Below are 12,850 nucleotides of genomic sequence, written 5' to 3'. Positions count from 1 at the left end.
GATATGCCGCATTTGTTCCGTCTCAGCGCTTTCGCCCTGGCTTTCAGCCTGCTGGCTGGCGCCTCCCAGGCCTTTGCCGCAGTACCGGCCACAGCCAACGACAGCGCGCCACTGCCGCTGGACGACCTGCGTACCTTTGCCGAGGTGATGGACCGTATCAAGTCAGCCTATGTCGAGCCGGTCAGCGACAAGACCCTGCTGGAAAACGCGATCAAGGGCATGCTCAGCAACCTTGATCCGCACTCGGCCTACCTGGAGCCGGAAGCCTTCCGCGACCTGCAGGAAAGCACCAGTGGCGAATTTGGCGGCCTGGGTATTGAGCTCGGTACGGAAGACGGCTTTCTCAAGGTTATATCGCCAATTGATGACACCCCAGCGTCCGCCGCCGGCATCCAGCCAGGCGACCTGATCGTGAAGATCGACGGCCAGCCCACCAAGGGCCTGTCGCTGATGCAAGCAGTCGAGAAGATGCGTGGCAAAGCCGGCAGCGATATCGAGCTGACCCTTGTACGTGAAGGCGGCAGACCCTTCGATGTCGAACTGACGCGCGCGGTGATCAAGGTCAAGAGCGTAAAAAGCCAGCTGCTTGACGATGGCTATGGCTATATCCGCATCACCCAGTTCCAGGTCAACAGTGGCGAGGACGTCGGTAAGGCCCTGGCCAAGCTGCGCAAGGACAACGGCAAGAAGCTCCGCGGCCTGATACTTGACTTGCGCAACAACCCCGGCGGGGTGCTACAGGCGGCAGTGGAAGTCACCGACCATTTCCTTAAGAAAGGTTTGATCGTTTACACCGAGGGTCGTATCGCTAACTCAGAGCTGCGCTTCAATGCCGATCCAACCGACGCCAGTGAAGGCGTGCCACTGGTGGTGCTGATCAACGGCGGCAGCGCCTCCGCCTCGGAAATCGTCGCTGGCGCCCTACAGGACCACAAGCGCGGTGTGCTGATGGGTACTGACAGCTTCGGCAAAGGCTCGGTGCAGACCGTGCTACCGCTGAACAACGACCGCGCCCTGAAGCTTACTACCGCGCTGTACTTCACCCCCAATGGCCGCTCGATTCAAGCTCAGGGCATCGTCCCGGACATCGAGGTGGCACGCGCCAAGCTGACCCGCGAGCAGGACGAAAGCAGCATCAAGGAAGCCGATCTACAAGGCCATCTGGGCAACGGCAACGGCGGTGCCGACAAGCCAAGCAAGGGCAAAACCAGCACCCCGGCGCGCCCACAGGATGACGATTACCAGTTGAGCCAGGCACTCAACCTGCTCAAAGGGCTGAGCGTTACCCGCGGCGAGTAGGCACGAGCGTAGGTGCGGGCCATGCCCGCGAACCCGCAATCGCGGCCATGGGTCGCTCCTACAGATATCCAAGAAAAAGCCCGACCTTGATCACTCAAGGTCGGGCTTTTTAATAACGCCTGAGACTACAGGTAGTTATTGGTCATCTCGTCGATAAAGCCTTCGGCGCGCAGTTCGTCCAAAGCCTTCTGCAGACGCTGTACCACCTCATCCGGGGTGTCCTTATTCAGGGCCAGGTACAACTCGGCTTCGTTAAAGCGCAGCGCAGTATTCAACCCACTTACACCTTCCTGCTTGGCCAGGTAGCGGCCGACCGGGTCAGTGGTGGCCCAGAGGTCGATCTTGCCGCTGAGCAGTTTCTTGATGTTCTCCTGATCACGCAGCGCATTGATCGGACTCAGGCCCTGACTTTCCAGGTGCTGGCTGACCGCATCGTTTTTGTAGGCGCCGATCTGATACTGCCCGGCATCCTTGAGGCTGGCGACGCTGAGGTTATTACCCGGCGCAGCCAACAGTACCCAACCGGTTTTCGCCAACGGCCCCACCCACTTGAACAGTGGCTGACGCTCTGGCGTAAAGGTCGTGGAGAACAGACCGTAGTTGGGTTTATCCAGGGTCAGGCGATACAAGCGATCCCAAGGAAAACGCAGGGTCAGGGTGTAGTTGATGCCGGCACGCTTGAACATCGCTCGAACGATCTCGGCACTGATACCGTCAATACCGTCATCACGGGCGAAGTTCTTGTCGTCCACCGCCATGTTGAACGGCGGGAAGTTCTCAGTCAGCAACACCACTTTGTAATCGGCTGGAAGCTCTGCATGGGCTGCACAGGCACTCAGGACAAGCCCGAACAACAGGCTGCTTTTTAGGATTTTCAACATAGGTCATTCCGCTCGCATGAATTGTGATTATGGCTAGCGGCATCCCTGCTCGGGCGACCGCCCGGCGACGTATGGTGCTTGGCGTCAACCATCCATGGCCGCGAGCCGGTTTGTGACCGGCCCGCTGGTGTTACGTGTTACAGGTAGTTGTTCAGAATATCGTCGACAAAACCTTCGCTGCGCATCTTGTCCAGCTCGGCTTGCAGCTTTTGTACAACCTCGTCCGGCACCTCTTTGTTCAGGGCCAGATACAACTCTGCGCTATCGAAACGCAGAATGGTTTTCAGGCCGGAAACACCTTCCTGCTTGGCCAGGTAGCGACCGGCAGGATCACCGGTGGCCCACAGGTCAATCTGACCGGCCATCAGCTTCTTTGCGTTTTGCGTATCGCGCAGGGCGGTAATCGGCTCCAGGCCTTTTTCCACTAGGTGCTCGGCGATCGCGTCCCCCTTGTAGGCGCCGACCTTGTATTGCTTGGCCTCTTCCAGGCTGCTCAGGGTAATGCTGCTATCGGCTTTGCCGAGCAGTACCCAGTCATCCGGACCAATCGGGCCAACCCACTTGAACAACGCCTCACGCTCCGGCAGACGTGCAGTCACGAATACGCCATAACCGGGCTTTTCCAGCGCCAGTTTGTAGATGCGGTCCCAAGGGAAACGTAGGGTCATGTTGTATTGGATGCCGGCGCGCTTGAACATCTCGCGGATGATATCCACGGCAATGCCGTCGATATTGTCTTCCTGGGCGAAGTTCTTGCCGTTGATCGCCATGTTGTACGGCGGGAAATTCTCGGTCAGCAGGACCATACGGTAGTTCGGGTCAATTTCGGCCCGAGCACTGCCCGCGAGCACCATAACTGTGCCAGCGAGGGCGACTAGTAGTTGTTTTAACATGATGTCTCACATCGATAGTTGGGCTGAGCATGCAAGCATACCCAGCACTGCCGACTTAGCCCAGCCCAGGTTTTGCGCAGGCATGATCACAAGACGCTTACAGATAGCTGTCTTTGATCTTACCCAGCTCGCCCTGAGCGCGCATGTCGTCCAAGGCTTTCTGCAACTTCTGCACCACTTCATCGGGCGTCTCAATATTCAGCGCCAGGTAGAGATCGGCGCTATTGAAGCGATGCACCACCTTGAGCGCGCCCAGCGGCGACTGCTTGGCCATGTAGCGCCCGCCGACCTCATCAGTGGCCCACAGGTCAATCAGGTCCTTCTCCAGCTTGTTGAGATTTTCCTTGTCCTGCAGACTGGTTTGCACCGTCACGCCGCGGTCGATCAGGAACTGCGAAATCGCATCATTGCGATAACCACCAATCCGGTATGCCCCGGCCTGATCCAGGCTGTTCAGCGAAACGTTGCTATCGGCCTTGGCCAGCAGCACCCAATCGCTCACGGCAATTGGCCCGACCCACTTGAACAGCGACTCACGGTCCGGCGTGCGGATCGTGGAGAACAACCCGTAGCCTTTATTTTCGAGCGCCTGTTTGTACTGCCGATCCCAGGGGAAACGCAGAATCATCTGGCACTCCAACTGCGCCTTGCTGCACAACGCACGCACCGTATCGCTGCTGATGCCCTGCACATCAGCATCTTTGGCAAAGTTGCCACCGCTGGCCGCCATGCTGAACGGCGGCAGGTTTTCGGTAAGCAGAACCAGAGGCTCTGCGCGAGCCAGGCTGACGGCACACAACAGCCAAACTGCGGTGAATAGCCGGATAGCGGACATAAGAACTCCGTGTAAGGAAATAACCATTTATTGAAAGAGGAGCGCTCACGGGGATGGCAAAGCATCGACCCGAACGCAAACATTCTGATTTTAGCGGGCCAGTCGACATTTTGCTGTCGACTCGCCCGCAGCAGTGGCCGGCAGGGCTGCCGGCCAGCGAGCGAGGTGTAAGAGCCTGATTCGGATACGGCGAGCTAGAGCGAGACAAGGCGCTACGTAGTAACAGCCGAAGGCTGGTCAAAGCGCCGAGGAAGCGGACTGGGCTCGCATGCGAGTTTACGACTGTAAATGAGCATTACTCGTTGCACTCGCCCTTCGGGTCACGCTAAAGCGTGTTAGCCGCAAGCGGCTTGCCGAGGCTGTTTTTAATGCAGGCGTCGCCGACGCGCAGCAAATCAGAGACAGGCTCTAGCGCACTACGATGCCGCGCGCGGCCATATACGCCTTGGCTTCAGGCACGGTGTATTCACCGAAGTGGAAAATGCTCGCCGCTAGCACCGCTGCGGCCTTGCCTTCGATAATGCCATCAGCCAGGTGCTGCAGATTGCCGACGCCGCCGGAGGCGATCACAGGGATGCCGACCATTTCACTAATGGCACGGGTTACGCCGAGGTCGTAGCCGCTCTTTACGCCGTCCTGATCCATGCTGGTCAGAAGGATTTCGCCGGCGCCGAGATCTTCCATCTTTTTCGCCCAGAGCACCGCGTCCAGGCCGGTGGGTTTGCGCCCGCCGTGGGTGAAGATTTCCCAGCGCGGGGTTTCGCCTGGCTTGGAGACCTTCTTCGCGTCGATGGCGACGACAATGCACTGCGAGCCAAAGCGTGAAGCGGCTTCGCCGACGAATTCCGGAGTAAACACCGCGGCAGTGTTGATCGAGACCTTGTCCGCGCCGGCATTTAGCAGATTGCGAATGTCCTGCACGGTACGCACGCCGCCACCTACGGTCAGCGGGATAAACACCTGGCTGGCCATACGCTCCACGGTGTGCAACGTGGTATCGCGACCGTCACTGCTGGCGGTGATGTCGAGAAATGTAATCTCGTCGGCGCCCTGCTCGTCGTAGCGACGGGCGATTTCCACCGGATCACCGGCGTCGCGGATGTTCTCGAACTGCACGCCCTTGACCACGCGGCCGTTGTCGACGTCGAGGCAGGGGATAATGCGTTTGGCCAATGCCATGTGAAGCTCCGTAGGGTGGGGCAACCCACCAATAAAGATTGCGTCAGTCCGGCGGGATGACCCGCCCTACAGCCTTGGCGCTTACGGCGCGTTTATTCGTCTTTGTATTTCAGGTCGCAAAGCGCCTGAGCTTCGGCCACATCCAGGGTGCCTTCGTAGATGGCCCGACCGGTGATGGCGCCGATGATGCCCGGCGTGTTGGTGTCCAGCAGCGCCTGGATATCGCCAATATTGTGAATGCCGCCGGAGGCGATCACCGGGATGCGCGTGGCGTTGGCCAGGGCCACGGTGTAAGGAATATTGCAGCCCTGCATCATGCCGTCTTTGGCGATGTCGGTATAAACGATGGCGGACACGCCGTCGGCCTCGAACTGCTTGGCCAGGTCGATCACCTGCACGGTGCTGATTTCAGCCCAGCCGTCGGTGGCGACAAAACCGTCCTTGGCGTCCAGACCGACGATGACCTTGCCCGGAAACGCCTTGCACGCTTCGGCGACGAAGGCAGGATCTTTCACCGCTTTGGTACCGATGATCACGTAGCTGACCCCGGCTTTGACGTAATGCTCAATGGTTTCCAGCGAGCGGATACCACCGCCGATCTGGATCGGCAGGTGCGGGTAGCGCTTGGCGATGGCTGTGACCACTTCGCCGTTGACCGGCTGACCTTCGAAAGCGCCGTTGAGGTCGACCAGATGCAGACGGCGGCAGCCGCCCTCGACCCACTTGGCGGCCATGCTCACCGGGTCATCGGAGAACACCGTGGAATCGTCCATGCGGCCCTGGCGCAGACGCACGCAAGCGCCGTCCTTCAGATCGATAGCGGGGATAATCAGCATCGGTTGAACCTGCTCAAGTCGTGTGAATTCGGTGGGTCAGCTCTTTTCCAGCGCCCAGAGGTCGCTTTCGATGCTCTCGAACCGTTCTTTCAGGTGAGTCTGCACATCGAAAATCGCCCGGTTGTAGTAGTGCGGTGCAATCTCGCGGGCAAACAGCTCCAGCACTTCGGCAGCCTCGAAACTGCCTAGCTCAAGCTCGAAGCGCTCGGCCATAAAGCGCTTGAGGACGCTGGTCGCCTCACGCTCCTGCTCAGCAGTGAGGGTGAGAATCGGCGGTTTCTGCTTGGCCCGGCTCATTACCAGCGGCCATCCCAGGCGGCGAAGTTCTGCAGCAGCTGCAGGCCATGGGTGTGGCTCTTTTCCGGATGGAACTGCACGGCGAAACGCGAACCGTCGGCCAGCGCCGCGGCGAAATCCTTGCCGTAGTGACCACGACCGACCACCTGCTTGGGATTGCCGGCCTCGATGTAATAGCTGTGCACAAAGTAGAAGCGCGCCAGGTCCGGAATGTTGTGCCACAGCGGGTGTTTGACCGACTGCGCCACTTCATTCCAACCCATATGCGGCACCTTCAGCGGCTCGCCGCCTTCGACCATGTCCTTGCCGAAGAAGCGCACTTTACCGGGGAACAGACCGATGCAATCAACGCCATCGTTCTCTTCGCTGTGCTCCAGCAGCGCCTGCATACCTACGCAGATGCCGAGAAACGGTCGGTCAGTGCTGACTTCACGCACCAGGCTGTCGAAGCCCAGGCGCTTGATCTCGGCCATGCAATCGCGAATCGCGCCAACGCCGGGAAATACCACCCGGTCCGCTTCGCGAATCACCTGGGCATCGCTGGTCACCAGCACCTTACCGGCACCCACATGCTCAAGGGCCTTGGCCACCGAGTGCAGGTTGCCCATGCCGTAATCGATTACTGCAACCGTTTGCATCAAAGCACGCCTTTAGTCGACGGCATCTGCCCGGCCATGCGCGGGTCCAGCTCGACAGCCATGCGCAGGGCGCGGCCGAAGGCCTTGAACACCGTTTCGATCTGGTGGTGGGTGTTGGTGCCACGCAGGTTATCGATATGCAGGCTGACCAAGGCGTGATTGACGAAGCCCTGGAAGAATTCCTGGAACAGATCCACATCAAAGCCGCCAACCACCGCGCGGGTGAACGGCACATGCATCTGCAGGCCCGGACGGCCGGAGAAGTCGATCACCACGCGCGACAGCGCTTCATCCAGCGGCACGTAGGAATGGCCGTAACGGGTCATGCCTTTCTTGTCGCCGATGGCCTTGGTGAACGCCTGGCCGAGGGTGATACCGACATCTTCCACGGTGTGGTGGTCGTCGATATGCAGGTCGCCCTTGCACTCGATATCGAGGTCGATCAAGCCATGGCGGGCGATCTGGTCGAGCATGTGCTCGAGGAATGGCACGCCAATATCGAACTTGGCTTTGCCAGTTCCATCCAGGTTGATCGAGACCTTGATCTGGGTCTCCAGGGTATTGCGCTCGACGGATGCCGTACGTTCGGCCATCACCAGCTCCAGAAATTGCCCACGGAAAAAGGCTGGCATTATAGGCGGGCATCCGCCTGGGCGGCTACCGGCGGCGATCAGAGGTACTGACTATCGTTTGCATAGGCGTTGGCAGCGCCCCTGCGGCCCGCGCACTAAACAGTGGGATAACCATGGACAGTATCGACACCCTGATTATCGGTGCAGGCGCCCTCGGCCTGGCCTGCGCCGCGCGCTTGAGCAGTCCGGGACAGAGCTGCCTGATAGTCGAGGCGGAAAGCCTGATCGGCAGCCACACCTCCAGCCGCAACTCCGAGGTGATCCACGCCGGCCTGTATTACGAACCCGGCTCGCTCAAGGCCGAACTGTGCCTGGAAGGCCGTGAGCGCCTGTATGCCTGGTGCCGCACCCATCAGGTAGCGCACCGACAGCTCGGCAAGCTGCTAGTGGCGGTGGAAAGCACAGAAATCGCCAAGCTCGAACAGCTGCAACGCAATGCCGAGGCCTGCGGTGTGCATGACTTGCAGCCTATTGATCGAGCTCAGCTGAATAGCCTGGAACCCACAGTACGCGGAGTTGCCGCCCTGCTTTCGCCCAGCACCGGAATTATCGACAGCCACGCCTACCTGCAATCGCTGTTGGCGGTGGCGGAAAATCGTGGCGCACAGCTGGTACTGCACAGCCGCGTCGAACGACTCGAAGCAAGCGGCGACGGCTGGATAGCCTCAGGCCACAGCGGCGGCGAACCGTTCCAGCTGAAAACCCAGCGGGTGATCAATGCCGGCGGTCTATTCGCCCAGCAGTTGGCCAGGCAAACCCAAGGTTTGCACCAGGTTCCGCCGCTGCACTTATGTCAGGGTCGCTACTTCAGCTATAGCGGTCACTCGCCCTTCCAGCATCTGATCTACCCGATGCCAGAAGCAAATACAGCTGGACTAGGCATCCACGCCACCCTGGATCTCGGCGGCCAGCTGCGTTTCGGTCCGGACACCCGCTACCTCACGCAGATCGACTACCGGGTCGACGAAAACCTGCGCGAGCCGTTCGCCGATGCCATCCGCCGCTATTTCCCTACCATCGACAGCGCGCGCCTGGTGCCGGGCTACAGCGGCATCCGACCGAAACTCGCAGGCAGCGGGGAACCGGCCGCCGACTTCATTATCCAAACGCCCAAGGAGCACGGCCTGCCAGGCCTGGTTAACCTGTTCGGCATCGAGTCGCCAGGGCTTACCGCCAGCCTGGCTATCGCCGAGCGCGTGGCGCAAGCACTGTAAGAGCCGACCTGCTGCGCGTCGGCCCTGCGGCGTTAAAAACAGACTCGGAAGCTCATGTACAAAAGTACACTCCGCTTCCTCGCCTGTTTTGACCAGCCGGAGGCTGTTACTAACGTAGCGCCTTGCATGGCTCTAGCTCGCGAGTTCGTAATAAACAGGCTCTAAAAGCCGCTTGCAAAATCACCGCGTAAACGGGACTGTCGGCGGTCCAGGTAAAAACGCTGGCGCTATACTCGCCGGCTTGAATTGCTGCTCTTCACCATCCAGTTTCGAAACAAGGATTCGCACATGAAAGCGCTCGGCAAAATTCTCGGCCTGTTTTTTCTCGGGCTATTGCTGATCATCGTGGCGCTGGGCTTTGCCCTCACCCACCTGTTCGATCCCAACGATTACAAAGACGAAATCCGCCAGCTTGCCCGCGACAAGGCCAACCTGGAGCTGACCCTCAACGGTGATATTGGCTGGAGCCTGTTCCCCTGGCTCGGCCTGGAGCTGACTGAAGCCACGCTCGCCAGCCCCAGCACCCCAGACAAGCCTTTCGCCGACCTGCGCCTGCTCGGCCTGTCGGTGCGCGTGCTGCCGCTGCTGCGCAAAGAAGTGCAGATGAGCGATATCCGTATCGACGGCCTCAACCTCAACCTGCAGCGCGACGAAAAAGGCCGCAGCAACTGGGAAGATGTCGGCAAACCGGCTAACACCACCACCGCAACAGACGAAGCCCCAGCAGCCAACCGCGACAGCCCGCAGGCCGAAAACCCAGCTGCTGAGCCTGCTGAAAGCAGCCAGCCGCTGAAACTGGATATCGACAGCCTGATCGTTAACAGCGCGCGCATCGACTACCACGATGTGCAAAAAGGCCAGCAATTCAGCGCCGAAAGTATCCAGCTGACCACCGGAGCAATCCGCGAAGGCGCAGGCATTCCAATCAAACTCAGCGCCTTCTTTGGCCTCAACAAGCCAGTGCTACGCGCCCGCAGCGAACTGCAGGGCGAGCTGCGCTTTGATCGCGTGCTCAAGCGCTATCAACTGGAAGACGCCAAGCTCTCAGGCGAAGTATCTGGCGAGCCCTTCGACGGCCAGACCCTGACCTACTCGGCCCAGGGCCAACTGCTGGTCGACCTGGCCGCTCAGGTCGCTGAATGGAATGGTCTGAAGTTCTCCGGCAACCAGTTGCGCGCACTTGGCGAACTGAAAGTACGTGATCTCGACAAGCAGCCAAAACTCAGCGGGGGGCTATCCATCGCGCCACTCAACTTGCGTGAATTCCTCACCACCATCGGCCAGAAACTGCCGCCGATGACCGATGAAAAAACCCTCAGCCAGTTCGAACTGGTAACCCGCTTGAGCGGCACCGACAACAGCCTGACCTTCGAAGAACTCAAGCTAACCCTGGACGACAGCCACTTCAGCGGTCAGCTGGCGATTGCCGATTTCGCCAAACAGGCCCTGCGCGTACAGCTTAAGGGCGACCAACTGAACCTCGACCGCTACCTGCCCGCACCGTCCCAGGACGCCAAAGATGCCGGCGCCGCGCGCCAGGCCGAAGTTAAGGCCAGCGTTGCCAGTGCTGGGCAGAGCGGCAGCACACCACTACCCGATGCACCGACCCAGCACGCCTGGAGCAACAGTGAAGTGCTGCCGATCGAGACGCTGCGTAAGCTCGACGTACAGCTCGACCTTGGCCTGGACCAGCTCACCGCACAGCAGCAGGTGATCAGTAATTTCAGCGCTAAGGCGCAGGGCAAAGGCGGCCTGCTGACCCTGCAGGATGTGCGCGGTACTATCGGCAACGGCAGCTTCAACGCCAAGGCCAGCATCGACGTACGCCCGTCCGTGCCACTACTGAGCGTGCAGAAGAACCTCAGCAACATCCCGGTTGAGCCGTTCCTGAAAAAGCCCGACCAGCCTTCGCCGGTCAAGGGCCTGCTGGATTTCAAAGCCAACTTGACCACCAGCGGCAACAGCCAGCGCGCGTGGGTCGATGGGCTGACAGGCGACGCCAGCTTTATGCTGAATGACGGCGTGCTGGTCGACGCCAACTTGGAACAACAGCTGTGCCGCGGCATCGCCACCCTCAACCGCAAATCCCTGAGCAGCGATCCACGCGGCAAGGACACGCCCTTCGAAACCCTGCAAGGCAGCCTGACCCTGCGCAACGGCGTCGCCCACAACCCCGACCTCAAGGCCGTGATTCCAGGCCTGGCAGTCAAAGGCAATGGCGATCTGGACCTGCGCATCCTTGGCCTCGACTACCGCGTCGGCATCACCATTATTGGCGACCAACGCGAAATGCCCGACCCGGCTTGCCAGGTCAACGAGCGCTATGTCGGCATCGAATGGCCCGTGCGCTGCCGTGGCCCGCTGGAAATGGGCGGCAAAGCCTGTCGCCTGGATCAGGACGGCCTGGGTAAAGTCGCCGCGAAACTGGCCGGCAACAAGCTCAACGAGAAGATCGAAGAAAAACTCGGCGACAAGGTCAGCCCCGAGCTGAAAGACGCGCTCAAGGGCCTGTTCAACCGATGAGCCCCGAGCAGTTTTCTGACGCGGTACTGAACTGGTACGACAGCCACGGGCGCAAGGACCTGCCCTGGCAACAGGGCATCACGCCGTACCGCGTGTGGGTCTCGGAGATCATGCTGCAGCAAACCCAGGTCAGCACCGTGCTCGGCTATTTCGACCGCTTTATGGCCGCATTGCCGACGGTAAATGACCTGGCAGCAGCGCCGGAAGATGAAGTGCTGCACCTGTGGACGGGCCTCGGTTACTACACCCGCGCACGCAACCTGCAGAAAACCGCGCAGATCGTTGTGCGCGAATATGCCGGTGAATTCCCCCGAGATGTCGACCAACTCACCGAACTACCCGGCATTGGCCGCTCCACTGCCGGCGCCATCGCCAGCCTAAGCATGGGCCTGCGCGCGCCGATTCTCGACGGCAACGTCAAACGCGTACTCGCGCGCTACGTCGCCCAGGAAGGTTATCCGGGCGAGCCAAAAGTGGCCAAACAGCTATGGGATGTGGCCGAGCGCTTTACCCCGCACGCCCGGGCCAACCACTACACCCAGGCGATGATGGACCTGGGCGCCACGCTCTGTACCCGTAGCAAACCCAGCTGCCTACTTTGCCCACTGAAGAGCGGCTGCCAGGCGCACCTGCTCGGCCTGGAAATTCGCTACCCGATCCCCAAGCCGCGCAAGGCGCTGCCACAGAAACGCACGCTGATGCCGATATTCGCCAACCGCAACGGCGAGGTGCTGCTCTATCGCCGCCCGTCCAGCGGCCTCTGGGGCGGTTTGTGGAGCCTGCCGGAGCTGGACGAAGCAACGGCCATCGCCACACTGGCCAGCCGCCACACCCTGCAGCTCGGCGCACAACGCGAGCTGAGCGGCCTGACCCACACCTTCAGCCACTTCCAACTGGCCATCGAACCCTGGCTGATCCAGGTTGACGCCGCACCAACCGCCGTGGCCGAGGCTGACTGGCTCTGGTATAACCTCGCCACCCCGCCGCGCCTGGGTCTCGCCGCCCCGGTGAAGAAATTGCTGAAGCGCGCGGCCGATGCACTCGCAGCAAATACTGGAGAAACGCCATGACCCGCACCGTACAGTGCCGCAAACACAAGCAGGAACTCCCCGGCCTGGACCGCCCACCATATCCAGGCGCCAAAGGTGAGGACATCTTCAACAACGTCTCCAAGCAAGCCTGGGACGAATGGCAGAAGCACCAGACCCTGCTGATCAACGAGCGTCGCCTGAACATGATGAACGCCGAAGACCGTAAATTCCTCCAGGTCGAGATGGACAAATTCCTCTCCGGCGAGGAATACGCCCAAGCCGACGGTTACGTGCCGCCCAGCGAGTAACAGCCGCGTCGCACCTGTAGGAGCGAGCCATGGGCCGCTCCGACGAATCGCTCCACGGACTGCATCCAGACCGTAGGGTGGATGACGCCTTATCCATCCACCACACCACGATGGTGGATAAGCAAAGCGTTATCCACCCTACACGGCTAATCCCTCCCCCGATGCATCCGGGGGCCCAACGCCACCGGCCTTTTCCCAGCACCCGAACCTAACCGCCCGTATTAATTAAATATTTTTCAAACCCACGCTTGACACCTACCCTTCAAATCCGTCTAATAGCGCCC

At 60.2% G+C, this 12,850-nt stretch carries 13 protein-coding genes; 5 read left to right on the top strand and 8 right to left on the bottom strand.

The genetic code is table 11. The features are described 5' to 3' along the window. Positions 1-3 precede the first annotated feature (3 nt). Positions 4-1,299 (top strand): S41 family peptidase, encoded by a 1,296-nt coding sequence (locus tag AACY25_RS14170; RefSeq protein ID WP_339525346.1) that lies wholly within the window; start codon positions 4-6, stop codon positions 1,297-1,299. Between the two features lie 125 nt (positions 1,300-1,424). On the opposite strand, the gene AACY25_RS14165 is transcribed toward AACY25_RS14170, so the two are convergent. The 8 genes from AACY25_RS14165 to hisB form a co-directional block, all read right to left on the bottom strand. Further along, positions 1,425-2,180: a substrate-binding periplasmic protein gene (locus AACY25_RS14165; RefSeq protein WP_339525345.1), complete on the bottom strand. Its 756-nt coding sequence runs from the start codon at positions 2,178-2,180 to the stop codon at positions 1,425-1,427. Positions 2,181-2,317: 137 nt separating this feature from the next. After that, complete coding sequence (locus AACY25_RS14160; protein WP_339525344.1) at positions 2,318-3,073, bottom strand: substrate-binding periplasmic protein; 756 nt, start codon at positions 3,071-3,073, stop codon at positions 2,318-2,320. 97 nt (positions 3,074-3,170) lie between these two features. Further along, complete coding sequence (locus AACY25_RS14155; RefSeq protein ID WP_339525343.1) at positions 3,171-3,908, bottom strand: substrate-binding periplasmic protein; 738 nt, start codon at positions 3,906-3,908, stop codon at positions 3,171-3,173. Positions 3,909-4,316: 408 nt separating this feature from the next. Beyond that, entirely contained in the window at positions 4,317-5,087 is a 771-nt protein-coding gene (gene hisF, locus AACY25_RS14150; protein WP_305593146.1) for an imidazole glycerol phosphate synthase subunit HisF, read from the bottom strand. A gap of 92 nt (positions 5,088-5,179) precedes the next feature. Continuing rightward, complete coding sequence (gene hisA, locus AACY25_RS14145) at positions 5,180-5,923, bottom strand: 1-(5-phosphoribosyl)-5-[(5-phosphoribosylamino)methylideneamino]imidazole-4-carboxamide isomerase (protein ID WP_339525342.1); 744 nt, start codon at positions 5,921-5,923, stop codon at positions 5,180-5,182. A 36-nt stretch (positions 5,924-5,959) separates the two neighbouring features. Next, on the bottom strand, positions 5,960-6,220 hold the full coding sequence (locus AACY25_RS14140; protein ID WP_339525341.1) for a DUF2164 domain-containing protein: 261 nt from the start codon (positions 6,218-6,220) through the stop codon (positions 5,960-5,962). After that, the gene (hisH, locus tag AACY25_RS14135; RefSeq protein ID WP_339525339.1) at positions 6,220-6,858 is read right to left on the bottom strand and encodes an imidazole glycerol phosphate synthase subunit HisH; all 639 of its coding nucleotides are present in this window, start codon (positions 6,856-6,858) and stop codon (positions 6,220-6,222) included. Before hisH ends, AACY25_RS14140 begins: the two co-directional genes overlap by 1 nt. Further along, a complete protein-coding gene (gene hisB / locus AACY25_RS14130; RefSeq protein ID WP_339411645.1) occupies positions 6,858-7,451 on the bottom strand; it encodes an imidazoleglycerol-phosphate dehydratase HisB in 594 nt (197 codons plus the stop codon). The genes hisH and hisB overlap by 1 nt, the downstream gene beginning before the upstream one ends. A gap of 152 nt (positions 7,452-7,603) precedes the next feature. Between hisB and AACY25_RS14125 the strand changes: the two genes are divergently transcribed. From AACY25_RS14125 to AACY25_RS14110, 4 genes are all read left to right on the top strand, one after another. Beyond that, on the top strand, positions 7,604-8,704 hold the full coding sequence (locus AACY25_RS14125) for an NAD(P)/FAD-dependent oxidoreductase (RefSeq protein ID WP_339525337.1): 1,101 nt from the start codon (positions 7,604-7,606) through the stop codon (positions 8,702-8,704). Between the two features lie 288 nt (positions 8,705-8,992). After that, complete coding sequence (locus AACY25_RS14120; protein ID WP_339525335.1) at positions 8,993-11,227, top strand: AsmA family protein; 2,235 nt, start codon at positions 8,993-8,995, stop codon at positions 11,225-11,227. Beyond that, complete coding sequence (gene mutY / locus AACY25_RS14115; RefSeq protein WP_339525333.1) at positions 11,224-12,297, top strand: A/G-specific adenine glycosylase; 1,074 nt, start codon at positions 11,224-11,226, stop codon at positions 12,295-12,297. The genes AACY25_RS14120 and mutY overlap by 4 nt, the downstream gene beginning before the upstream one ends. Then, the gene (locus AACY25_RS14110; RefSeq protein WP_339525332.1) at positions 12,294-12,566 is read left to right on the top strand and encodes an oxidative damage protection protein; all 273 of its coding nucleotides are present in this window, start codon (positions 12,294-12,296) and stop codon (positions 12,564-12,566) included. Before mutY ends, AACY25_RS14110 begins: the two co-directional genes overlap by 4 nt. The last annotated feature ends 284 nt before the right edge of the window (positions 12,567-12,850 follow it).

This window comes from Pseudomonas sp. EA_35y_Pfl2_R111, from assembly GCF_963970955.1.
Lineage (GTDB): Bacteria > Pseudomonadota > Gammaproteobacteria > Pseudomonadales > Pseudomonadaceae > Aquipseudomonas.
The sequence above is the reverse complement of the archived record's forward strand: the minus strand, read 5'-3'. Positions and strand labels throughout refer to the sequence as shown.